At 53.9% G+C, this 22,071-nt stretch carries 19 protein-coding genes, 1 tRNA gene and 1 pseudogene; 10 read left to right on the forward strand and 11 right to left on the reverse strand.

Annotation, left to right across the window (positions count from 1 at the left end; genetic code table 11):
- Nucleotides 1-58: 58 nt before the first annotated feature.
- A complete protein-coding gene (locus H6F75_RS20500) occupies nt 59-1,507 on the reverse strand; it encodes a YdiU family protein (RefSeq protein WP_190754311.1) in 1,449 nt (482 codons plus the stop codon).
- 205 nt (nt 1,508-1,712) lie between these two features.
- On the opposite strand from H6F75_RS20500, the gene H6F75_RS20505 reads away from it, so the two are divergent.
- The 5 genes from H6F75_RS20505 to H6F75_RS20525 all read left to right on the forward strand — a co-directional run bounded on the left by H6F75_RS20505 (nt 1,713) and on the right by H6F75_RS20525 (nt 8,476).
- Nucleotides 1,713-2,414: a 2,3-bisphosphoglycerate-dependent phosphoglycerate mutase gene (locus H6F75_RS20505; RefSeq protein ID WP_190754312.1), complete on the forward strand. Its 702-nt coding sequence runs from the start codon at nt 1,713-1,715 to the stop codon at nt 2,412-2,414.
- A gap of 324 nt (nt 2,415-2,738) precedes the next feature.
- Nucleotides 2,739-3,884 (forward strand): HAMP domain-containing sensor histidine kinase, encoded by a 1,146-nt coding sequence (locus H6F75_RS20510; RefSeq protein ID WP_242020234.1) that lies wholly within the window; start codon nt 2,739-2,741, stop codon nt 3,882-3,884.
- A 418-nt stretch (nt 3,885-4,302) separates the two neighbouring features.
- Nucleotides 4,303-6,033 carry a diflavin flavoprotein gene (locus H6F75_RS20515; protein WP_190754313.1) on the forward strand — a complete coding sequence of 577 codons (1,731 nt, stop codon included), beginning with the start codon at nt 4,303-4,305 and terminating at the stop codon, nt 6,031-6,033.
- Between the two features lie 75 nt (nt 6,034-6,108).
- Nucleotides 6,109-6,633 carry a phosphate-starvation-inducible PsiE family protein gene (locus H6F75_RS20520; RefSeq protein WP_190754314.1) on the forward strand — a complete coding sequence of 175 codons (525 nt, stop codon included), beginning with the start codon at nt 6,109-6,111 and terminating at the stop codon, nt 6,631-6,633.
- 88 nt (nt 6,634-6,721) lie between these two features.
- On the forward strand, nt 6,722-8,476 hold the full coding sequence (locus tag H6F75_RS20525; RefSeq protein ID WP_190754315.1) for a diflavin flavoprotein: 1,755 nt from the start codon (nt 6,722-6,724) through the stop codon (nt 8,474-8,476).
- A 205-nt stretch (nt 8,477-8,681) separates the two neighbouring features.
- Here the strand turns inward: H6F75_RS20525 and H6F75_RS20530 are convergent, their stop codons facing one another.
- From H6F75_RS20530 to H6F75_RS20560, 7 genes are all read right to left on the reverse strand, one after another.
- The gene (locus tag H6F75_RS20530) at nt 8,682-9,173 is read right to left on the reverse strand and encodes a hypothetical protein (RefSeq protein ID WP_190754316.1); all 492 of its coding nucleotides are present in this window, start codon (nt 9,171-9,173) and stop codon (nt 8,682-8,684) included.
- Between the two features lie 897 nt (nt 9,174-10,070).
- Nucleotides 10,071-11,897, reverse strand: coding sequence for a serine/threonine-protein kinase (locus H6F75_RS20535; protein ID WP_190754317.1), 1,827 nt, complete (start codon nt 11,895-11,897; stop codon nt 10,071-10,073).
- Between the two features lie 7 nt (nt 11,898-11,904).
- Complete coding sequence (locus tag H6F75_RS20540; protein WP_190754318.1) at nt 11,905-12,567, reverse strand: V4R domain-containing protein; 663 nt, start codon at nt 12,565-12,567, stop codon at nt 11,905-11,907.
- A gap of 97 nt (nt 12,568-12,664) precedes the next feature.
- The gene (locus tag H6F75_RS20545) at nt 12,665-13,153 is read right to left on the reverse strand and encodes a hypothetical protein (protein ID WP_190754319.1); all 489 of its coding nucleotides are present in this window, start codon (nt 13,151-13,153) and stop codon (nt 12,665-12,667) included.
- Between the two features lie 79 nt (nt 13,154-13,232).
- A complete protein-coding gene (locus H6F75_RS20550; RefSeq protein WP_190754320.1) occupies nt 13,233-13,529 on the reverse strand; it encodes a hypothetical protein in 297 nt (98 codons plus the stop codon).
- Nucleotides 13,526-14,209 carry a V4R domain-containing protein gene (locus H6F75_RS20555; RefSeq protein WP_190754321.1) on the reverse strand — a complete coding sequence of 228 codons (684 nt, stop codon included), beginning with the start codon at nt 14,207-14,209 and terminating at the stop codon, nt 13,526-13,528. The genes H6F75_RS20550 and H6F75_RS20555 overlap by 4 nt, the downstream gene beginning before the upstream one ends.
- A gap of 296 nt (nt 14,210-14,505) precedes the next feature.
- Nucleotides 14,506-14,982, reverse strand: a complete 477-nt coding sequence (locus H6F75_RS20560) for a phycobilisome protein (protein WP_190754322.1) — start codon at nt 14,980-14,982, stop codon at nt 14,506-14,508.
- 369 nt (nt 14,983-15,351) lie between these two features.
- Here H6F75_RS20560 and H6F75_RS20565 point away from each other — a divergent pair, with 369 nt between their 5' ends.
- From H6F75_RS20565 to H6F75_RS20575, 3 genes are all read left to right on the forward strand, one after another.
- Entirely contained in the window at nt 15,352-15,564 is a 213-nt protein-coding gene (locus tag H6F75_RS20565; protein WP_190515672.1) for a photosystem I reaction center subunit IV, read from the forward strand.
- A gap of 204 nt (nt 15,565-15,768) precedes the next feature.
- Nucleotides 15,769-16,620, forward strand: coding sequence for a DNA-formamidopyrimidine glycosylase (locus H6F75_RS20570; RefSeq protein WP_190754323.1), 852 nt, complete (start codon nt 15,769-15,771; stop codon nt 16,618-16,620).
- A 70-nt stretch (nt 16,621-16,690) separates the two neighbouring features.
- The gene (locus H6F75_RS20575) at nt 16,691-16,909 is read left to right on the forward strand and encodes an NAD(P)H-quinone oxidoreductase subunit O (RefSeq protein WP_190754324.1); all 219 of its coding nucleotides are present in this window, start codon (nt 16,691-16,693) and stop codon (nt 16,907-16,909) included.
- A 120-nt stretch (nt 16,910-17,029) separates the two neighbouring features.
- Here H6F75_RS20575 and H6F75_RS20580 read toward each other — a convergent pair whose 3' ends face one another.
- Entirely contained in the window at nt 17,030-17,602 is a 573-nt protein-coding gene (locus H6F75_RS20580; protein WP_190754325.1) for a transcriptional regulator, read from the reverse strand.
- Nucleotides 17,603-17,904: 302 nt separating this feature from the next.
- Complete coding sequence (locus H6F75_RS20585) at nt 17,905-18,558, reverse strand: sigma-70 family RNA polymerase sigma factor (protein WP_190515663.1); 654 nt, start codon at nt 18,556-18,558, stop codon at nt 17,905-17,907.
- Between the two features lie 277 nt (nt 18,559-18,835).
- Between H6F75_RS20585 and H6F75_RS20590 the strand changes: the two genes are divergently transcribed.
- Nucleotides 18,836-18,918, forward strand: a tRNA-Ser gene (locus H6F75_RS20590).
- An 858-nt stretch (nt 18,919-19,776) separates the two neighbouring features.
- Here the strand turns inward: H6F75_RS20590 and H6F75_RS20595 are convergent.
- Nucleotides 19,777-20,166: an AbrB family transcriptional regulator gene (locus H6F75_RS20595; protein ID WP_190515661.1), complete on the reverse strand. Its 390-nt coding sequence runs from the start codon at nt 20,164-20,166 to the stop codon at nt 19,777-19,779.
- Between the two features lie 1,258 nt (nt 20,167-21,424).
- Here H6F75_RS20595 and H6F75_RS20600 point away from each other — a divergent pair.
- Nucleotides 21,425-22,071: pseudogene (locus H6F75_RS20600) on the forward strand (photosystem II q(b) protein); the annotation flags it as partial.

The following is a 22,071-nucleotide window of genomic DNA, read 5'->3' on the forward strand; positions in this document are numbered from 1 at the left end:
CTGAAGATCCGTAGGGTGGGCAATGCCCACCATCCCTAAGACCAACGCGACAGAGTGCCTAGCCTTGAACAAACGGATGCTGAATCTTGTTCAACAGGTCGTAGAAGGGTTGCCAGTTGTCGTCTGTCGTGATGGGTTCCCAGATGGCCTCAATTTCGGGACGCAGCAGCACGGTTTGGGGGTTGGTACGTTGCAGTAATGATGCAACGCCTGCCATCTTATCTGCATCAAGGCTTTGCAAACAGCGATGATAGGTCTGTCGCCAGGTTTCGAGCGGGGCCACTGCTGCCACGTCAGAGACTTGCAGCGTAGCGCTAAAAATTTGGCTGACATCATCGCGCCAGTCAATGGAGAACTGCTCGGTCAGCCCTAAGAAGAAATCGTGATAGCCCACTTCTACAGCACTCAATAATTCAATGGTTTGGCTAACTAAGGTGCTAGCCAGGTCGTCCGTAAGGGCTTCAAAGCCCAGTTTCTGAAGCATGCGCTGCTGGTAATAGGTTGCGTAGCGATCTTTAAAGGGCTCTAGAGCGGCTTCGAGATCCGCTTCGGGCATGATCAGCTTGAGGGGCTTTTGCAGCGCCTTTAGATTCATCTGGCAAATGATCGGCTGGTTGCCGTAGCTGTAGCGCCCAGCATAGTCAAAGTAGGCGGCGGTAAAGCGCGGGTCGTAACCATCCATAAAGGCGTAGGGGCCGTAGTCAAAGCTTTCGCCTGTGATCGACATGTTGTCGGTGTTGAGCACAGCGTGGCAAAAGCCCACCGACATCCATTGGGCGGCAAGGCGGGCGACGCGATCGCACAATTCCCCATAGAAGTGCAGATACCGCTCCTGGGTATCGGTAAACAGTCGCGCCTCAGGGTAATAAATATCGATCACATGCTCCAGCAGCTTGGCAATCAGGTCGGGGCGTTTGTGGTACTCCAGCCGCTCAAAGGTGCCAAAGCGAATGTGCGATTGGCTAAAGCGCACCAGCACCGACGATCGCGTGGGTGAAGGCTCATCACCGCGCCAGAGCGCTTCCCCTGTTTCGACCAGGCTGAAGGCGCGGGAGGTATTTACCCCCAGCGCATGGAGCGCTTCTGCCGCCAGCACCTCGCGCACGCCGCCCTTGAGGGTGAGCATGCCGTCGCCGCCGCGCGAGTAGGGGGTGGTGCCAGAACCCTTAGTGCCAAAGTCGTAGAGGTTACCGTCGGTGCCGCGCACCTGGCCGTAGAGAAAGCCGCGACCATCGCCTAGAAAGGGGTTATATTCGCCAAACTGGTAGCCGTGGTAGCGCAGGGCCAGAAATGGCTCTCGCCCCTGAAACTTGCCAAACGCTTCGATAAAGTTGTCGTCGCTAACGGTGACCGGGTCAAGGCCGAGTCGCCGCACGACATCGTCGTTGCGAAACCGGAGGATGTGCTGCGGAAATTTGGCGGCAGCGACGATGTCGTAGTAGTCATCCCCCAGAGACTCTAGGGCAGGCAGATAGTCGAGGGCAAGCAGGGGATTGGCGGCAGTCATATAGAGTTGAGCGAGGGGACTTTAGCAACAAGACTATTACTAAAGTATTGCAAAAAATTTTGCAGGTTGGCATTTTGAGAGCCTTGCCCTAAAGTGGCGCTGGTGACAGTTCGCCGCTTTGGCTTTGCCTCGTTAAACATTCCTAAAGGTTACAAAGGAAGGATACTTACCCTTATGGATAGTTTCTCTCGCACGGGCCTGCGCTATGGCTAAACTCATTTTGATCCGCCATGGGCAAAGCCTGTGGAATGCGGTCAACAAATTCACCGGCTGGGTCGATATCCCCATGAGTGAGCGGGGGCGGGCGGAGGCGACGATCGCATCGTGCAAATTGCGCGATGCAGGCTACACGGTCGATATCTGCTTTACCAGTATGCTGATTCGGGCGATCGAAACGGCGATCGTTTGTCTGACCGAGTGCGATGAGGTGTGCGGCGGCCGCCTACCCTACATCTGGCACGACCCAGCCGAACCCGACTGGCACGGCTGGGATCGCCACTTTGGCGAGCCCGACAAAGAACTCAAAATCATTCGCTCTCCTGCGCTAGACGAGCGCTACTACGGCGATCTTCAAGGGTTGAATAAAGCCGAAATGTCGCTGAAATTTGGGGCACAACAAGTCCATCTCTGGCGGCGATCCTTCAATGTGCGGCCGCCGGGGGGCGAGAGTCTTGAGGATACGGTAAAGCGCACGGTGCCATTTTTTGAAGCAGCAATTTTGCCAGAGCTAAAGGCCGGGAAAAATGTGCTGGTGGCCGCCCACGGCAACTCGCTGCGATCGATTTTGATGGTGCTCGATCGCCTCAGTGAAGAGGCCGTAGCCAGCCTAGAACTGGCTACGGGCGTACCGATTATCTATGACGTAGATGCTGAAGGCGCATTTACTAACAAAGCCGTGCTGATATAGCCGTTGCGTAGGTCGGGTGGCGCGCTAGCAAAACCCAACAAAACTCAGCCATCGAGCGGGCTGCGCCTGCCAATTTTCTTTGAATGGGTGGATAGCGATCGCGGCTGTTAGCAATACAATTCGCCTTCTGAGCGTTGACCTTATGAGGTAGTTGTAGTTGCTGTGGATTTTTTCACTTAATTACTCTCTAAGTGAAATTAGGCTGACGTATTTCCGCTTGATCATCACCCCAACACTTCTAGAGAGGCATTGAGTCGATATTCTTTTGACCGCCCCCAGCGGTATCATGCCCCTATTCCTAAGACGTTCTCAACGGAAAAATCGATGCGATTGGCAGACTTCATTCTCGGGAACGTCGAGCCCATTCTCGCGGAATGGGAAGCGTTTGCGCGCAGCCTTGCGCCTGGGACGAAGATGACCAAGCTCGCCCTGCGTGACGACGCCGAGGCAATGCTGCGGGGCACTGCCCTGGACATGCAGGCTGGCCAAAGCCCTGCCCAGCAGACGAGCAAGTCTAAAGGCCACGGCGGCGCTGGAAGCGAGGAGAGCGACCCGCTCGACCACGCCTCGGTATTGCACGGCGAGGCCCGCTTGGGCTCCGGCTTTGACATCATGGAGGTCGTCTCCGAATACCGAGCCCTGCGCGCCAGCGTGCTCCGACTGTGGCGCGCGAGCCAGCCATACATTGACATCAACGACCTCGACGACATCACCCGCTTCAACGAGTCGCTCGATCAATCGCTTGCCGAGGCCATTGGCAGTTACACCAGTCGCGTCGATCAGTCACGGCGCATGTTTCTGGCGATCCTCAGCCACGACCTGCGTAACCCGCTGAACTGCATCAGCATGGCTACACAACTTGTCTCGCGCACCGCAAATCAAGACCCAGGCTCTGCCAAAGCGCTGTCAATCATTGAGAAAAACACAGAGGTGGTCACACGGTTGATTAGCGACCTAATCGACTTCGCCTCAACAGGGATAGGTAGCGCGATGCCGCTGACACGCGATGCGGTCGATCTGGAAAAACTTTGTCGCAACGTCTTCGAGGGGTTTTGCCTTACCTACCCCCAGCGCACGCTGCACTTTCACCCAGCTGGCGACCTCACGGGCAACTGGGATGCAGCCCGGCTCCGCCAAGTCGTCTCCAACCTCATGGGCAACGCCGTTCAGCACGGGTCAGCCGAGGGACCGGTGGAACTATCGGTCGCCTCAGACGGATCAACCGTGGTCTTAAGCGTGCATAACGAAGGGCCGCCAATCCCGCCAGAGATGCTGGCCACAATCTTCGATCCGCTCATGCGCCACACCATGCCAGAATCGACTGCGCGGCGAGTTCCGGGCAGTATCGGGCTGGGGTTGTATATCGTGCACGAGATCGTCGTCGCCCACGGAGGTACGGTAGAGGTCGCTTCGACAGCGCAAGACGGTACAACGTTCACCGTCCGCCTGCCGACAGTCGCGCCCGGTTGAAGGCGATCGTCAGTAAGCCTAAGGCGTGTCGGTTCCACGTTTTGGATGCTCTCATTCCCCTCTTTGACCGCAACGCACCATCTCACCCATGAAATGTTGTCCTGCCCTGGCTGATTAGGATCATGAATCGTCCAGGCCAAGACTAGCCAATGATTTTAGGAGTCGCAGCCGTAACAAAGTTCCAGAGCAAGGCGTTGGGGCATGGAGGCTATGGCCCTAGGGCAGCTCAAATAGCACCACAACGGAGGGGAGACCAAACCTTGAGGCCACTCAATACATTTGCAAGATAAATAAGAATGCCTAATTTATATATAAATTCCTGATTAATTGATTTTGAGATTGACATTTTACAAATCTTGCCATGTCGTTAATCATTGAGATCTGTCAAGCCAAATCTCAATGAGGATAGATAGGCTCCATGGTTTCCCTGGCCGATTTTCCCTTGGTAGGCGCTCCTGCGGGGCGTCTGACGGTACAAACCACAACCATTGCCGCCGATTCAACTGCCCTACGCTGTCTGGACTGGGACCGCGATCGCTTTGACATTGAGTTTGAGCTGCAAAACGGCACCACCTACAACTCGTTTTTGATTGAAGGCAAGAAGACGGCGCTGATCGATACTTCCCACGGTAAGTTCAAAGACTTGTACCTGGATACCTTAAAGGCGATCGTTGACCCCAAAGAAATTGATTACCTGATCGTCAACCACACCGAACCCGACCACAGCGGACTGATTGCCGACCTGTTAACCCTGGCTCCTCAAATCACGGTGGTGGCTTCTAAGGTAGCGATTCAGTTTTTGCAGAGCCAGATCCACCGCCCCTTTGCGGCGCAGATGGTGAAAAGCGGCGATCGCTTAGATCTGGGTAACGGCCACGAGCTGGCGTTTATCTCGGCCCCCAATCTGCACTGGCCCGACACCATGCTCACCTACGACAGCGGTACCCAGGTGCTCTACACCTGCGATGTGTTTGGCCTGCACTACTGCGACGACACCCTCTACGACGAGACCCCTGCCCTGCTAGAAGCTGATTTTCAGCTTTACTACGACTGTTTGATGGGGCCAAATGCCCGCTCGGTACTAGCTGCCCTCAAACGCCTTGAGCCGTTCCCCATTGGCCAAATCGCCACCGGCCACGGCCCCCTGCTGGGCCACCACATCAGCCATTGGATGGGGCGCTACCGCACCTGGAGCGAAGCCCAAACCAAGGGAGAACCCTTTGTAGCGCTCTTTTACGCCGGGGAGTACGGATACAGCGATCGCATTGCCCATGCCCTGGGCCAGGGGTTGACCAAAACTGGCACCGCTGTAGAGCTGGTAGATCTGCTCGATACCGATATCCAGGCGGTGCGAGAGCTGGTGACCACAGCGGCTGGTTTGGTTTTGGGTATGCCGCCTCAAACCGTTGTCGGTCTAGAGCCCATTCTCAGCACCATTCTCGCGGCCGTTCACCCTAAGCAGGCGATCGGGCTATTCGAAACTGGCGGTGGCCACGACGAACCGATCTTTCCCCTGCGCAACCGATTTCAGGAACTGGGGCTGACCGCCGCCTTCGAACCCATTTTGATTAAAGCAGCTCCCACCGAAGTCACCGACAAACTCTGCGAGGAAGCCGGTACCGACCTGGGCCAGTGGGTGAATCGCGAGCGCAGCGTGAAGCCCGGTCCATCCCTCGATGCCGGGTTGGATCAGGCGCTGGGTCGACTTAGTACGGGGCTCTATATCTTGACCACCCAAAAGGGCCATGTCAGCAGCGCCATGCTAGCCTCCTGGGTCATTCAAGCCAGCATTCAGCCTCCCGGTATTGCGATCGCGGTAGCCAAAGACCGCGCCATTGAATCCCTCCTCCACAATGGCGACACCTTTGTGCTCAACGTGCTGGAAGACGGCAACTACCAACCTTTGATGCGGCATTTTCTCAAGCGTTTTTCCCCTGGGGCTGATCGCTTCGAGGGCGTTGCCACCTACGCCGCCGCCAATGGCTCTCCGATTTTGGCCGAATCTCTGGCCTACCTGGAATGCACCGTTACCCATCGGCTGGAAGCCGGAGACCACTGGGTGATTTACTGCACCGCCACGGTGGGGAGGGTGGCAAAACCCGACGGGCTAACGGCGGTGCACCACCGCAACGCCAGCAATCACTACTAAAGAATTCCGCCTTATCGACGACCCGAGACATCCACTCTCTCACCGATTCACCCACCCCTACCTTTGGCAATTCCTATGCAAAGCCTTCCCCACTCTTCCCGCTGGGCTACCTGGTTCAATGGCAGCACCGTGGTTCGTATGCTTGAAACCGTTCAAGACGTGATTGTAATTTCGCTGTGCATTGGGCTGTTCAGCTTTATGGTGATGCAGCTGCGCGAGATGTTTCTCTCCCTGCTGCCACCGCTCGATTTTCCCCATGTCACCTCCGACATTCTGTTTTTGCTGATTTTGGTCGAGCTGTTTCGGCTGCTAATTATCTATCTGCAAGAGCATCGGGTGTCGATCGGGGTTGCAGTCGAGGTGTCGATTGTGTCAGTGCTGCGAGAAATCATTGTCAGAGGCGTGCTCGAAACGCCTTGGATTCAAGTGCTGGCTAGTTGTCTGTTTCTCATGGTGCTGGGTGGGTTGCTGGTCGTCCGGGCGTGGATTCCGCCCACCTTCGATGGCGTTGACCCAGAACAGCAAGTTTCTCGCCGCCATCGCATTCGCTTTGCCAACGACATCAGCGCCATGGCCACTAGCCACGCTGACCCCGACTAATCATCCATCACCCTAGGCACAACAGGTTTTACCACGTGATTGAGGCCCGTGCCCGCTTAACTTATGACCTTTCTTTGGCCTACCTGCCATGACTGTCTCTCTTTCTGTTCCACCATCCAGTCCAACCCCATCGCGGCCTAGAGACGTCCAAGTCGTTGATCTCGGGTCACAGTCTCAGGTGTTGCGATCGCGCACCTGGGAGCGACTCAAATTTGAAGTGGAGTATAGCCGCCGCCGTGGCACAACCGCGAATTCCTACCTCCTGCGCGGCGACAAAGTAGCAGTCATTGACCCCCCGGGGGAATCATTCACGGCCATCTATATAGAGGCACTAACCCAGCAGGTCGATGTCAGCACCATTGACACCATCATTGTCAGCCACGTCAACGCCAATCGCATCGCCACGCTGACTCGGTTGCGGCAACTAGCTCCCCAGGCCCAGATTGTGTGTTCAAGGCCTGCCGCGAACGCGTTAAAGTCTTCCCTAGCCGATGCCGACGAAATTTTGCGCCCGGTCCGCTCCGGGGACATGCTGGATTTGGGTCAGGGGCATCGGCTGCAGTTTATCTCTGTGCCTACCCCGCGCTGGCCCGATGGGCTGTGTACCTACGACCCGGCCAGTCAAACCCTCTATAGCGATAAGTTATTTGGCGCGCACCTCTGCGAAGATGCCCTTTGGGATGAGCAATGGCGGCAGCTAGAGAGCGATCGCCGCTACTATTTTGACTGTCTCCACGGCCCCCAGGCCAAGCAGATTGCCACCGTGCTAGATCAGCTCGAACCCTTAGCACTCAAAGTCATTGCCCCTGGCCACGGCCCCCTGGTGCGCTACAGCCTCAGTCGGCTGCTGCAAGACTATCGCCAGTGGTGCCAGCACCAGGGCCAGCAGCCGCTGCGGGTGGCGTTGCTTTACGCCTCCGCCTATGGCAACACAGCCCGCCTAGCCGATGCGATCGCCCAGGAACTGACGGCAGCTCAAATCGCGGTAGAGGCGATCAATTGCGAACAGGCCGATCCCAACACGCTGATTGACATCCTGAACCAGTGCGACGGTTTTATCATCGGTTCTCCCACCCTAGGCGGCCATGCCCCGGTGCAAATTCAAACCGCCCTGGGCTCAATTTTGGCCAATGTGCCCAAAACCAAGTTGGTGGGAGTGTTTGGCTCCTATGGCTGGAGTGGTGAAGCGATCGATGAACTAGAGCGAAAGCTTCAGGATGCCAACTATCCCTTTGGCTTCGAGCCCTTGCGGGTGCGCTTTAGCCCCGATGACACCGCCCTAGAGGCCTGCACCGAAGCGGCGGCTCAATTTGCCCAGCGCCTGCGCAAGCGCCAGAAACAGCAGGTTGCTCGGCCCGCAATTGCTGACCAAGCCCACAGCGATCGCACCGCCCTGGCCCTGGGGCGAATCATTGGTTCCCTCTGCGTCGTCACCACCCAAGCCAACGGCATCCACGCCGGATTACTTACCGCCTGGGTGACCCAGGCCAGTTTCACCCCCCCCGGCCTAATGCTGGCTCTGCCCAAAGATGCCGCTGACGCAAGTCGATTTCTCCCCGGCAATGGCTTTGTGCTGAATATTTTGCAGGAAGGACGAACCGTACGCCGCCATTTCTCTGCCCAGCGGTGCTCTACCACCGCCTTTGACCACCTGCCCTTTAGACTGGCAACCAACGGCTATGCCATTCTCACCGACGCCCTAGCCTACGTCGAATGCACCGTTGTGGAGCAGTCTTCCGTAGGCGACCACCTGTTGATCTATGGGACGGTGCAACAGGGGAATCTGCTTGCGCCTAGCGGTATGCCCGCTGTCAAACACCGCCAGTCGGGCCATCGGTACTAACCCCATCCCCTTACCCAAACTGCCATGCGCAATCTCCACTGCACCCTCAGAAGGGCTGGGTAATATAGCGTTGCAGTGCACCGTCCCAGTTTTTGCCAGTGATAGTGAGTCTGTCCTAAGCGCAGTGGCCAGCGCTATACCTTAATTACGCCAAAGTCTGTAGGTTCTTTTGCAAAAGAACCTACAGACTTTGAGCTCCTTTTGTTTAGCCAATCACTTCAAATTCGATCGCATCAAAATCGCCGCCCCGCAGAACAGACTCCGTTTGCTTCCCGCGCAAACGCTTTCCTGTGATGCTCTCAAGCACACCTTGAATGGCTCCTAGGGTAAAAGTGAGCTGGCGGGGAGACCCTTGAGGCTCGCCAGCCGAACAAATTGTCTCTCGACAGTAAACTGAAATCTTGTCTTCGGCTTCGACAATTTTCTCCACAATACAGAGTCGGGTGCCATCCTTGCCCAAAGCGGCTTGGAGTACTTCGGCCACAGATTCAAGCGACCTACCTTGCCCTGCAAGACCTAGCTGTTCTGCCACTTGCCGGCCCCGCTGGCGGCCAGCGCCAATGAGGGCGATCGCCGCTGCCTTTTCTCCTAAGACTTCTTCGGTGCCAACAACTAATGCTCTAAAACAAATGATGCTACTAAAATCGCCAAGTTCAGGACGCAACTGAGCTACAGGTGACATGACAGCAGTGGACATAATGGATGCCTTAAAGTATGGATAAACAGACTACGAAAACAGCGTTTTTGCTGCTTCAACAAACTTGATAACCCAGTTCTGATGCAGGTTAATGCATCTTGTCAGACAGCGTTGAAACGACCAAAACAAATGATTGGTCTTTCTAAGGCCTAAAAATCTCTAAAAGCTTTCTCAGGCCAATTTAAGCTTGCAGCAAATTAGTTTGAGAATCGCTTCCCTAGCCTTTTCTAGGTGTCGATCTTCTTTATTATTGCCATGACAGAGAGAATGTGCTTCCGTAATTTCCGTCAAATCATTAGCGACAATTATGACATTGTGCAACTTTTTATATTTTGACAATCCCAACAGTTCTTATGTGTTTTTCATCCCTTACTACCACAAATGTTTTGATTTGTTTACATAAATGTTTTTACTTTAAATATGCTTTGAACCTCAAGCTATCGCAGCAATACACGTTAACAATTGAGGTTCGCCAACCTTTGGCTGTGCAAATTCCGACTCCGTAATAAGATTTGACCAAATACAACAACAGCCACTACGCTTACAACCTAGCTACTGTCACTGCCAAAAACTGGACGTGTATTCACCTATAGTTATTGCAGCGAGGATGATGCAGCATGTCATCTAGCGATAGTTATAGTTGCAACATTTGCTGATCTCGCAATTTTTAGGATCGAAGCCATCTTGTGCTGAAGCAATTTTGCTTCAGCACAGGATGTCCTATTGGTATAACCTCAATATCTTCGCTAATTGTTAGTTCGAAGAAGTTTTTTTAACCCTCTTCAAAAGCACAGTAACTAAGTATTAACCATGCTCTCTGCCAGCTCTAGTGCTTACCTCAGTCATGAGGACAATAAATCTGCTACCAAGTTCTCTAAACCTGAGGTCAAACTCAAGTTAAAACAAAATGTCTGGAGCTAAATCGGCTAGGTCAATAGGATAGATACGGCTGCTCGCAGCTTCGCTGACGCTCCATAGATATTGAATCGGCGCTGATTCGTCAGGGCTGGTCTTAAAGTATCGGGGCACCATGGCCTGCGGTCGAGGCAGCCCAGCCGTACGGTTGATGATGCGGCCTTCATCGTTGATCAGCAAAAATTCTCCCTCTTGGCTGAGCACCCCGTAGCCTACGGCAGTCTCAAACAGCCAGTGTGGTGAAATATCAACCCGGTAGCGCAGCATTCTAAAGGGCTTTAAGTCGACAATCAGCAGGGCATTGGTGCAATTTTCCTCCAGGGCGAGGTAACGGTAGGGGGTGCGGGTAGGCACTAAGTTGTAGATGGGCACCGAGGCAGCAACTGCCCCGAGATAAGTCCCCCGGCGGGTCACCCCATGAAACAGCGTACGGCTACCTCGGCGCACTACTAGCGCGGCGTGGCGGTTGTCTGGGGCGAGGAGGGTAACTAGTTTATCTCCGGCCGCTGCGGCGATCGCGGCCTTTAGCGGTGCCGATATTTTGACCCCTTGCCCCGGTGGCATCGTCAACTGCCGCACGGCTACGCGAAATGAATCTTTGGTGATTTGGGTAGCGGTGGCAAACCAGCGCCCATTGGGGGCAACCGCCACCCCATCGGGGCAAATGCCCTGGGCAACACAGCCCAAACCGTGGGTCATCGAGAGCAGGTGTAAAGATTCTGAAGTGACTAAAAGGCCCCCCTGGGGAGTTGGCAAAAACCGTTGCACTGGGGCAGGCAGCGCAAAACCCTGGCTGGCTTGGGGAGCAGTCATACCGGCTTGGGACCAGTGATAAAACCACACCCGCTGCTGGCTACAGGTCACCAGCAAATGGCCCTGATGGGGTCGGGGTACCAAGCCCATTACCGCCGTGGGGTGTGGCAGCGCCACAAAGGGCAAATCTGATGCTAAATCTAGCTCCGGCAGCCCTTTGGCACATGCGGGCTGATTCAACAGTCCCTGGGTCTGGTAAGTCTGATAAACCGCCATCAGGTCGGCGCGCATGGCTTGGGCGCTGAAGTAGCGCTTGGGCAGCAGCTTTTGCAGCGCTTTGCGCAGCACCTGGCTAAAGGGTTCGGCCACCTGGGTGGGCACGATCGGTGGTCGATTGAGGTGAGCCACCATCAGCTCCATGGGGGTGCCCGAAAAGGGCCGCTGACCCAGCAGCAACTCATACAAAATGATGCCCACGGCGTAGAGGTCGGCGGCAGGAGGATGCTGGTTATAAAAGCGCTCTGGGGCCATGTAGGCGGGGGAACCAGTGTGGCCCATATCGGCCTGTTTGGCTTCCTGGCTGAGCCGAGCAATGCCCAGGTCAGACACCCGCGCTACCCAACCCCCAGGGGTCAGCTCCATGAGAATGTTTTCAGGCTTAATGTCGCAATGCACGATGCCCTGGCGATGGGCGCACTCTAGGGCGGCGAGAATGTCTAAGGTAAATCCCAGCACCTCCTGCACGGTGAGTACTGTGTCGCTCTCAAGCAGCGATCGCAGCGTGCCGCCCTCACAGTAGTCGAGTACCAGCTGGCGACCGCTGGTGGAATGCTCCAGGGCATGGCAGGTGACAATGCTGGGGTGTTCGAGGCTGATTAAAAACCGTAGCTCCCGCAAAAACTTATGGGTGGGAAAACGGTCTTTGTGGAGGTCTTTAATCGCCACCAATTCCCCAGTTTTGCGGTGGATGGCGCAGTAGACTCGGCCAAACTGCCCATGTCCTACCAATCCCAGGGTGTAATACTGCGATCGCCGAATTTGCCGGGTGAGGGCCACCGTTTGTTTACCCCTGCTGCATGAGGGTTTGCATAATGGCCTGGTGGGCCTGGCCATTGGCCACCAGGGCTTCTACCGGCTGTAGCCGCTTTTCTAGACCCAGCACAAAGCGGTTGCAGTCGTCGCCCTTGGCCGTGCAGCTGGTTTGAGCACAGCGCAGCTCGCGCCCGGTGAGCTGGCTAAAAAAGATCTCAAGAATGCCGCGCTCCAGATCGCCTGCTGGCTTTTGCCCCTGGGGAGCAGTGGCGGTAAAGGGAGAATGCCAGATTTCTACCCCTAAAAAGCCGCGATCGCGGTAGGTGATATCCAAATGAATCTGGCCCCAGCCGTGGGTTTTCCAACACTGCTGTAGCGACTGGAGAAATTCAGCCATCGACAGGCTGGAGAGGGGCTGCTTATAGTAGTCGGCCAGCTCTTCACAGAAGCGGGCGTAGAAGTTTTTGCCCCACCAGCGGCCACAGTTGTAGAGCACGAGCCGAGAGGCCTGACCGGTTTCCTTTTCTAAGCCAGAATAGATCGCTTGAAGCAGTGCGTCGGGGATGGCCAAGAGGCGATCGCCGCGCCGATTTTCTAACAGGCCCAGCTCAGTTGAGCCCCGCACATAGAGATCTTGGGCAAAGTAGTTGCCGGGCAGCCGGCCATCAGTGAGCAAATCGGCAACAGAAACCATAGTTAACGTCCTTGACAGGGTAATGATGATGGTGGTCAGGCCCGCCAACCATGGGCGGGGCAGGGGCAACCCCCAACGGCCAAACCGCTAGTTATGCCTAGAGCAACCCGGCTAGGGTGACGGTTTCGCGAGTGTTTAGCATCAAATTTTTGGCTTTCTCAAGGCTGGGCTTGAGCAGGTTGAGCTGGGCCGGTGAAAAGACCTTGGCCAACTGCTGCATGAGCAGCTGAAAGAGCTGTTGATCGACCGCCTGGGTTTCGTAGGCTTTAACCATCTCGGGCAGCCAGCCCTGCAAGCGCTCTTCCACAAAGCCATCGTCGTCGAGCAGCATCGCCATGGCCGCATAGCGTAGCACCATGAGACCGCTGCGCACGCTGCGCTCAACTAGAGGCTCGGGGTGACCGGCCTGCTGCTGTAGGGCATCGGCAATGGGCTGCATAATGGCAATTTCCTGGTCTCGCAGGGTGCGGTAGACCGCCATACGCTCTGGAATTGAGCTGACGTACTGGCTCAGGATGCTGAGGTCGTTGGCGTTGAGGTACTGCTTGTCAGGTGAGTCAAATAGGGTGTCGAGCTTAAAGGTCATGGCAAATCTCCGGGGAAGTGGGGCGCAGGTGGTTGAGCTGGTGGCGCTTACCGTCGGCTAGCAGGCCAAGGACTGGCAACTAGCCAAATAGGTCAGAGAACCCGTCGAGGGTCAAATCGAGATTGGGATCAGCGGCGGGAGCCGTCGTTGCCGCTAGGGGAGAGATGGGCACCCCAATGGTGGGCTGACCATCCCAGGCAATGTTTTGAAAGAAATCGCTAACGGTCATGGTCATAGTCGACTCTGACCGGGGGCTCGACCCCAATCCCGGAATGGCGGGCACCGATCGCCCGTCCCAAGCTACGGCCTCAAAGAAGGCCTGTACCGTTTCTCTAAGCCAGGGTTGGCTCTGCGACTCTACAGAAAATGAGCTCATTGGCCACCTTCTCCAGCCCGCAGGCGCTTCTCGATGTCACGGGCATTGGCCCCTTCATTCATCCAGAAGGAGGCGGCATCGATGCGCTCGCGGCCCCCCAGCAAGAATTTGCAGTAGGTCTCGCCCATGGAGTAGCACTGAATTTCAATGCAGCTCAGCTGCTTGCGCACCATCTCAGTAAAGAACCCGGCAAACAGACCTGCGTAGAGATGGCAGACGGGCTTGCCCACGTCGCCCAAGGTGCGGGCCACAGCAGAGTCAAACAAGTTGATGAACATGAAACCCTGCTTGCGATCGCTCATGTCGACCTCCCATCGACCCCAGCCTTGGGAAATGTAGGGCCACCACCAAGTTTCGAGCAAAAACATTAGGTTGGCGCGACGGGGGCTCATGGCAAACTCGCGCTCAAACCAGGCTTCAAACTGTAGCGAGTCGATTTTGCCCCACTCCAGCCCCACGGTATACATGATGGCTGATGAGGCATCACCGACTTCTTCTTGCAGCCCCTCTAGCAGGCCAATAATAAAGTCTTCGCTGGTGAGCACATTGCGGGCGTCGTTCCAGTCGGTAATCGTGCCGTATTCGCTATTGAACTGGAAGAAATCCCGCAGGGCATAGTGGTTATGCTTTTTGGGAAATTTTTGGTGCAGACGGTGGGCGGTCTCTGTGGTCATAACCATAGCTCGAACAGGCCTTGTAAGACTGTTTTCAGTGATAGCTGTAATGTGCCCAGGCCGACGCAGAATTAACAGCACAGAGGTGCGCGATCGCCCCGTTGCCAATCTGTCTGCCCAAGGCTAAAGCTGCTGGAGATAAAGCATTGTCGCCTACCTACGCTTTTCTGTCACGACACAAAACGTAGTAATTATTTCCTCAGTACTAAAGCGCCCAGACCGCTGCAATTGGCGACCTGGGCTGTGGTGTTATAGCTGTAAGGCGAGCGGTTGGTGCCGACGATCTCAGTATCTGGCTAGGCTTAAATGGACTTACCCAAGAGGGTACGGCTCAGCTCCAGGATGGGTAAAAACAGTCTCAGCTCTTCAGTATTGAGGTGCTGGGTCATCACCTCCTGCATCAGGGTGTAGGTGAGGTTGCAGCTTTCCTGGGCTCCAAAGGCTCGCATGATGGTTTGAAACCACATCAGCAGAGTGTCTTTAAGCCATTCCGAATCGTCAAGCAGCAGTGCCGTAGCGCTGTAGCGCAGCACTCGCACCGTGTCTCGCTGCCATTTGGCGGCTAAATCTTGACTACCTACTAAAAAGATATCTGGTTTTTGAACCTTGAGCCGAGTTAGGACTTGGCTAATGATTTGCTGCTCAGCCCCCTGAATCTTTTGGTAAACCCGCAGCCGGATGCTAACAGAGCCCAGGTATTGCTGAAAAAACATCAGCTCTTGGTCGGAGGCGTAGCGACCATCGGTGGCTTGGACTAGAGCCTGGACGTTAGTGAGCATGCTGAGCAAGTCTCCCGTGGGGTGATATTACTAATATTCCCTTATGTTGCGAAATGTAAACAAAATTGTGGTTAGAAAATTTAGGTCGGTGGGACAATCGTCTTTTTATCCGCTAAGCAGTCTAAGAGTTGCTCATGTTGATTGCGAACTGATTGTCTTCCGCTCTTCCTTAATTTTTATGGATCCTGTTCTTGGGACTGCAATAAAACTTAAACCCTATGATGCCATGGAGCTGAGGACTCGTAGTAATCTGGTGGACATGGAATAACCCCCTATCCAAGCTTAGCCACGGCTTTTTGCAATGAGTCTGGGCTGGGGTTTGGCCTGGGCAAGCTGCCATTAATATTGATTTTCAAGAGGGCATTGTTCATGGTTCAACGTGGTTCTAAAGTTCGCATTCTCCGCAAAGAGTCTTACTGGTTCCGGGAAGTCGGCACCGTTGCCACTATCGACCAAAGCGGCATCAAATACCCCGCGGTAGTGCGTTTTAATAATGTCAATTACGCTGGCATCAACACCAACAACTTCGCGCTGGCCGAGCTTCAAGAGGTTGAGGCTCCCAAAGCAGCTAAGAAGGCCTAGCTAGGCATTGCCCTCTAGCCCTGGCCGAAAGCTGCCTTCAGTGCTCTGGCAGGGACCACAGGGATTTGACTAGCGTTGTGGCAATCATTAAGGCCTGTGCTTCGGCATAGGCCTTAATAATTAAGGTCGTTTCTGTATGCGCATCCCCACGATTGCTATAGTTCAGGAACACACCGTGAGGGGGCAGCAGCCCAAGGTTAAGCTTTGCCAGAATTACCTGAAGTTGAAACCGTGCGGCGCGGTCTGGCGCGAGTAACGCCGGGACATCAATTGGAGGGAGGGCAGGTATTACTAGCCCGTGCGATCGCCCATCCCGATAACAATGAAGCAGCGTTTTTAGCCGGCATTACTGGCTCCAGCCTGTCGGCCTGGCACCGCCGGGGTAAATACCTGCTGGGGCAGCTCACCCAGGCGGACGGCAGCCCCGGCGGCTATCTGGGGGTACACCTGCGCATGACAGGACAGTTACTGTGGCTCGACCCGAAAACCCCAATGCAGCTCCACTGTAGAGTCCGTCTCTGGCTCAGCGATAACCACGAGCTGCGCTACGTCGATCAGCGCACCTTTGGCCGCCTCTGGTGGGTGCCCCCTGGGGTTGACCCCACAAGCATTATGACCGGCCTACAAACCCTAGGACCTGAACCCTTTGACGAAGAGTTCTCATTGGCTTACCTACGCCAGCGCCTCAGCCGGAGCCGTCGCCCCATTAAAAATGCCCTGCTCGACCAAAGATTGGTAGCGGGCATTGGCAATATCTACGCCGATGAAGCGCTATTTTTAAGCGGGCTCAAACCACTCACCCTCAGCGATCGCGTTGGCCCCAAACAACTCCAGCGACTGCACAGCGCCATTCGTGAGGTGCTCACCACTAGCATTGAGTCAGGGGGCACCACCTTTAGCGACTACCGCGACATCTACGGTATTAACGGCAACTATGGCGGCGTTGCCTGGGTCTACGACCGCGAAGGCCAACCCTGTCGCCGCTGCGACACCCCCATCTGCCGTCTCAAGCTAGCCGGGCGATCGGCCCACTACTGCCCTCAGTGCCAGCGCTAGCAAACACCCTAAGGTGCTGCGCCCGGAGATTTCGTGTACAGTAAGGCTGAGGTTGATAGCAAATAGATCTATGGCAGCAACGTTAAAGCGTGGCGATTTAGTGCGCGCCGTGCGCGACAAACTAGAAAGTAGTCTAGAGGCTACCGCTAGCGATACTCGATTCCCACCCTACCTGTTTGAAACCCAAGGGGAAATCTTGGAAACCAGTGATGATTATGCCCTGGTTAAGTTTGGTAAGGTGCCAACCCCCAATTTTTGGCTGCGCCTTGACCAGCTAGAAAAGTTTTAGGCCTACCTCACATACTAGTCAACTACAAACAAATCAAGTTCACAAATAAAGCGGGTTAGGTCTCTTTGAGAGACCTAACCCGCTCGTCATTTAGAATGAATTGAGTACTAACTCAAGTGACTACAGCTCAGAATCGATGGGAAGACCGCCAGCTTCCACAGGGTTACCGATGTCGGTAGACATAGCTGGCGATGTCTCAGGAATAGGAAAAGCTGGTCTATCGAGGGCAATTTTTAGAGCCTCAGGCTGAGCACTCGTCGCCATGCGCCACGAAGAATTGCCAGCCCCAACCCCTCCGGATAAAAGATTAATCACACCAATGGCGGCCACTCCAAGACCCGCCATCGTAACCAACCTGAGTCGGTGATTAAGACCGTGGAAAACGCCCGCAATGGTTTCTTCCGGGTCGCAGTTGGAAGGGCCACTTTGGGTACGTAGCCCCTGGCGCAGAGTGAGTAAGCGATTGTATAAAGTGCGAGTGCCGTCGTCTTGTTGAAGCCAACACAATACTTGCTGGCGTTCTTGGGGCGTAACCTCACCGTCGAGATAGGCGCTTATCAACTCAAAGCGATCGCGCTTAGTAGCGTCTAAATCGTGACAACAGGACGCTGTAGTCATCAAAGACTCATCTGAAGTGGCACCGCTGGAGGATGAACGCTGAACCTGGCTAGGCATATAAGGAAAAGTAGCCATACCAAAAACAACACCTGGAATAAGCAACTAAACAACGACCATGGCAGGCAACGACCCAGTCTAACAGTTCGCTAAACAAGCTAGTTATTACCGCCGCTACTGATCATAATGCCAACCCCTTAAAATCGGTAACCTCCGGAGGTCAATTCTAACAAGCAAAACATATATCCCTAGATAGATGCTTCTGCTTTTGCTCAGGCATTGCTATAAGGACGGATATTTGTTCTAAATCGGTTCCCAATACTTTGCAAATTACACAAGACGTAAAATTGGTTGGCAGAGCACCCTTGAACGTGTTGGCCCTAGTTGCCTAGATAAGGCTGCAACTCAGTCTGCAACCGCTGTCGAGCACGGGCAATGCGAGATTTAACAGTACCCAGCGATACCCCAGTCATCTCAGCAATTTCTTCATAGGACAGCCCTTGAATCTCGCGCAGCACAATGGTAGTACGAAAGACCTCAGGCAGATCGGCGATAGCGCGGTGCAGCTGGTCGTAGAATTCCTGGGTCATCATGGTGTCAACTGGGCCGGGAGCACTGGCAGGTACATCCCAATCGATGCTGCCATCTTCAAGAGCAAGGGGAGCATCGAGGGAGAGGGTAGCGCGGTTGCGCTTACGCCGCCGCAACTCGTCATAGAACAAGTTGGTGGTAATGCGACCAAGCCAGCCTTTGAACTTTGCGGGATCGTTCAGGCGGCGCATGTTGCGATATACCCGAATCCAGACTTCTTGAGCTAAATCTGCGCGATCGGGCCAATCAGGTGCGAGGTGGTAGAGCAACTTATCTACGTGGCCTTGGTAGCGGCGCAGAAGTTCGGCGAACATCATTCGCTCGGGCCGTAGCCGTTGCTGGCAGAGGGCTACCAGTTCCGTGCTAGTCAGCTGTTCGGGCTTAACAGCAGCCTTGGGAGCGCTGATGGAAACAGGCCAGGTCGAGAACATGGATTGACTCATAGCGTTTATTAGTAGGCCGACATTGCATAGCCACCAGCAAACCTTAAGGGTTCACATTGAGGTGGCAGCGTGGCTCCAAAGATTGACATTATCAATGTGAAACATTTTGACGAAGGCAACAGCCTTCCACGACTTCCCTTGTGCCTGTGAATTGTCTGGCACATCCTTAGAGGGCAGGAATTATCCTCGTCTATAAGCACCCAGATTGGTCTTAAAGTCTGCCATCGGAGTGATATAACAGATGTTAGGACTGCCCGTTCGGTAGTCATCCCCCTTTGGAGAGGTGGCAGAGTGGTCGAATGCGCCCGACTTGAAATCGGGTGTCCGCAAGGACCGAGGGTTCGAATCCCTCCCTCTCCGTACCGTCGTTTCAGACTTTTAGCGCCCCTTGCTCCCGGCCATTAATATTGAAGTAATGGCTACGAGGGGCACTGCTCCTAGGCTGCAATCGGTGGTAGCTACTCGACTGGCGGTAATTTAACACGCCTCTCTAAGGGGGGTTGAGGAACGAAAACTCCTCAAGGTACTCTCAGGTAGATTGGCTATATATCAGTACAGCTAACAATAATAGTGAGTCCGTATTTACTGTTCGCCGTCAGGCGAACCTCCCTTAAGGCTGTCGAGTTACCTTACCTCACCGTCTTATTTTCCTTCGTTAGACGTTTACATAGTCAGCTGTAGGTCGGCTTGGGTGTTGTCGAGGGAACTCCTGCTGCGGCGATCGACCGTCCCGTTGAGCATAGAGCTTGCTCCAACTTGTACTCCATAATTTGAACAATAAAGTTAGATAGCGATGTCGCTTGACAAATACTGCTGTGCAAACCCACGCTCAGTTTCACACTGGCACCCGATATTGAGGTTATCCTCTTCAGGAGAGGATTTGCATTATTTCCTATAGTTTTGATAGGTAAAAATAACAGCCAGGTCTCCCCGGCTGTTCGGTCTAGACAGCAATGTCTTTTTTGCCCTCACCCAGTCAACGTGGAATACATATCTTGGGGTAACGCCTGCCTGGTAGCGAAGGCTCGGTTGCTTAAGCCGTCTTAAACCAGCCACTTGATTAGAAAGACGAGTTCATTAGGCGGCTTGCCACGGGTAGTTCCAGCAGCGACTCGATCATCTGCGTTTTCAGCTGCATCATTCATATAAGGATGGTCACGCTGAAAGATAAATTCCTATGAGAAAGAGCTAGAACACTTTATTCATCAATCAATTTCGTCAAGATTGATCTTCATTGCCTTCAGCGTCCAGCTTGACCAGGTGGATGTGCTTGTAGCCTAGTTTAATTTTGAACTCATCCCCAGTCTTGAGACCCATCTCCTGAGTGTAAGCTCCACCAATCACGATCTGACCATTCTTGTGAACAGTGAGGGTGTATGACGCTTCTCGACCTCTTCCGTCTGCGCTCTTCTGCGGTTCAAGCTGAATGCCCTTCGCTACTAGCAGAGCATCATAAAATTCAGCCAGGTTCACACGGGTTTGCCCTTCTTTACCAACTGTGTAATAACCACATTCCTTAGCGAGTTCCCGCTTAGTGAGGCTATCGTTATCTTTGACCTTGGCCAGAAGTTCCTTGCCTGTCAGAGGTTCCTTACTTTTTACTGCCATAATTCAATCCATCTTTAGGGTACACATCACAATCTCAGATGACTGCTAGAAAAACTTCTAGAACCATTTGGCTCTCCTTATCTTCCGCTCTATCTAACGGGTTGGAGGAAAGGCTAGTGACAATTCAGCTTAATCTAAGATTTTATTATAGTTATTAACGGATTCAGTGTCTCATAATCTTGGAGATTATATTTGCCAGAAACGCTGTTAGCTAGATTTATGCCATCCAGACTACCAACCCATCTACTCAACGAATCGTTTTAGGGAAAGCACGATTCAATCTAAAAGATGTGATGCCCTGGGGAAGTGGCGTTGCAACGCAACCGTTGAGATTACCAGCAATGTGTGGAAGGCCTGGCTTGTAAAATAGTGAGTTGGTTGGAGTAAGTTATCTGCTAGAAAGGATGGAAAACGCGAGGGCATGGAAAGTGCCGGGCTAATCTGAATTTTGAAGTGAGTGCCTTGGGGATAGTTAGTAATATCAAGAATTTTACAGAGCCTAACTGCTCAGTAGGGAACGGGGTGGGAGTTCAGAGAGAAACCTGAGTTAAAGATAAGGAGCGCTCGGTCGTGCTGCCTGTGTTCCTTCACCGGGAGTATGTTCTAGAGGAATGGAGAAGTGCGATCGCACTCCAGCTCTACAGTGCTGTCGCTCCCCTTTCAAATGCAAAAAAGGGGCTAAACCCTCAAGAGTCTAGGGCATAGAGAGAACGAACAACTTGCTGGATGCCACAGGCAATAATAATAAAACGCTACTTGCCACTGTGCTCGTAGTAGCAGTCCTGCACTATTAGAGCTATAGCTGACCAATCAGGTTTAGGAAGCTGAGACTTGCCAATGTCGAGCTGGGTCACGATGAAGAATTGAACGTGGCGCTGTTCCCATCGCTTAATCTTCCCTTTGAGACAAGAGGTTCTCTAGTAAGGACTGCTGTCCTGTCGCCTGTCTCAGCCCATAGCCTAGGTACCCCTTCACCTGACCAAGGCAATTCAGCGAGGAACGGAAGCGACAAGCTTGGAATTCAGTGCGATCACCACAACCCTTCGTAATTTCCTCAACTCCTTGTAACTACCGTGGGAGTGACACCTCTGATAGGGAAGCTAGAGCGACAATGAGACAGCCCGCGTCAAGTGTATTTCAAATAAATTACCTAAAGATTCTTTACAAATTGTAACAGTACGGTTAATGTATGGATATACATACCCCGTCATCCCTTTATGGGTGGGCACTAAGTAAACCTAACTGCACTTATTTCATCATGACCACGACGTTACAACGACAACAATCTGCCTCCCTGTGGGAGCAGTTTTGCCAGTGGGTGACCAGTACCGAGAACCGCCTGTACGTGGGCTGGTTCGGCGTGCTGATGATCCCCACGCTGCTTGCTGCCACCGCCTGCTTCGTCGTCGCCTTCATTGCGGCGCCTCCCGTTGACATCGACGGCATCCGTGAGCCGGTTGCCGGTTCTCTGATGTACGGCAACAACATCATCTCCGGTGCGGTTGTGCCGTCTTCTAACGCCATCGGCCTGCACTTCTACCCCATCTGGGAAGCCGCTTCCCTCGATGAGTGGCTGTACAACGGTGGTCCTTACCAGTTGGTGATTTTCCACTTCCTCATCGGCGTCTTCTGCTACATGGGACGTGAGTGGGAACTCTCCTACCGTCTGGGCATGCGCCCCTGGATCTGCGTGGCTTACAGCGCCCCGGTTGCTGCTGCCACCGCTGTGTTCTTGATCTATCCCTTGGGTCAAGGCTCCTTCTCTGACGGGATGCCTCTGGGTATCTCCGGTACCTTCAACTTCATGCTGGTGTTCCAGGCTGAGCACAACATTCTGATGCACCCCTTCCACATGCTGGGTGTCGCGGGTGTGTTCGGTGGCTCTCTGTTCTCCGCCATGCACGG

This window comes from Nodosilinea sp. FACHB-131 (genome assembly GCF_014695395.1).
In the GTDB taxonomy this organism is placed as follows: domain Bacteria; phylum Cyanobacteriota; class Cyanobacteriia; order Phormidesmidales; family Phormidesmidaceae; genus Nodosilinea.

Coding starts and splice junctions, on each gene's coding strand:
- H6F75_RS20500 (WP_190754311.1), bottom strand. CDS start 1,507: ATGACTGCCGCCAATCCCCTGCTTGCCCTCGACTATCTGCCTGCCCTA.
- H6F75_RS20505 (WP_190754312.1), top strand. CDS start 1,713: ATGGCTAAACTCATTTTGATCCGCCATGGGCAAAGCCTGTGGAATGCG.
- H6F75_RS20510 (WP_242020234.1), top strand. CDS start 2,739: ATGCGATTGGCAGACTTCATTCTCGGGAACGTCGAGCCCATTCTCGCG.
- H6F75_RS20515 (WP_190754313.1), top strand. CDS start 4,303: ATGGTTTCCCTGGCCGATTTTCCCTTGGTAGGCGCTCCTGCGGGGCGT.
- H6F75_RS20520 (WP_190754314.1), top strand. CDS start 6,109: ATGCAAAGCCTTCCCCACTCTTCCCGCTGGGCTACCTGGTTCAATGGC.
- H6F75_RS20525 (WP_190754315.1), top strand. CDS start 6,722: ATGACTGTCTCTCTTTCTGTTCCACCATCCAGTCCAACCCCATCGCGG.
- H6F75_RS20530 (WP_190754316.1), bottom strand. CDS start 9,173: ATGTCCACTGCTGTCATGTCACCTGTAGCTCAGTTGCGTCCTGAACTT.
- H6F75_RS20540 (WP_190754318.1), bottom strand. CDS start 12,567: ATGGTTTCTGTTGCCGATTTGCTCACTGATGGCCGGCTGCCCGGCAAC.
- H6F75_RS20545 (WP_190754319.1), bottom strand. CDS start 13,153: ATGACCTTTAAGCTCGACACCCTATTTGACTCACCTGACAAGCAGTAC.
- H6F75_RS20550 (WP_190754320.1), bottom strand. CDS start 13,529: ATGAGCTCATTTTCTGTAGAGTCGCAGAGCCAACCCTGGCTTAGAGAA.
- H6F75_RS20555 (WP_190754321.1), bottom strand. CDS start 14,209: ATGGTTATGACCACAGAGACCGCCCACCGTCTGCACCAAAAATTTCCC.
- H6F75_RS20560 (WP_190754322.1), bottom strand. CDS start 14,982: ATGCTCACTAACGTCCAGGCTCTAGTCCAAGCCACCGATGGTCGCTAC.
- H6F75_RS20565 (WP_190515672.1), top strand. CDS start 15,352: ATGGTTCAACGTGGTTCTAAAGTTCGCATTCTCCGCAAAGAGTCTTAC.
- H6F75_RS20575 (WP_190754324.1), top strand. CDS start 16,691: ATGGCAGCAACGTTAAAGCGTGGCGATTTAGTGCGCGCCGTGCGCGAC.
- H6F75_RS20580 (WP_190754325.1), bottom strand. CDS start 17,602: ATGGCTACTTTTCCTTATATGCCTAGCCAGGTTCAGCGTTCATCCTCC.
- H6F75_RS20585 (WP_190515663.1), bottom strand. CDS start 18,558: ATGAGTCAATCCATGTTCTCGACCTGGCCTGTTTCCATCAGCGCTCCC.
- H6F75_RS20595 (WP_190515661.1), bottom strand. CDS start 20,166: ATGGCAGTAAAAAGTAAGGAACCTCTGACAGGCAAGGAACTTCTGGCC.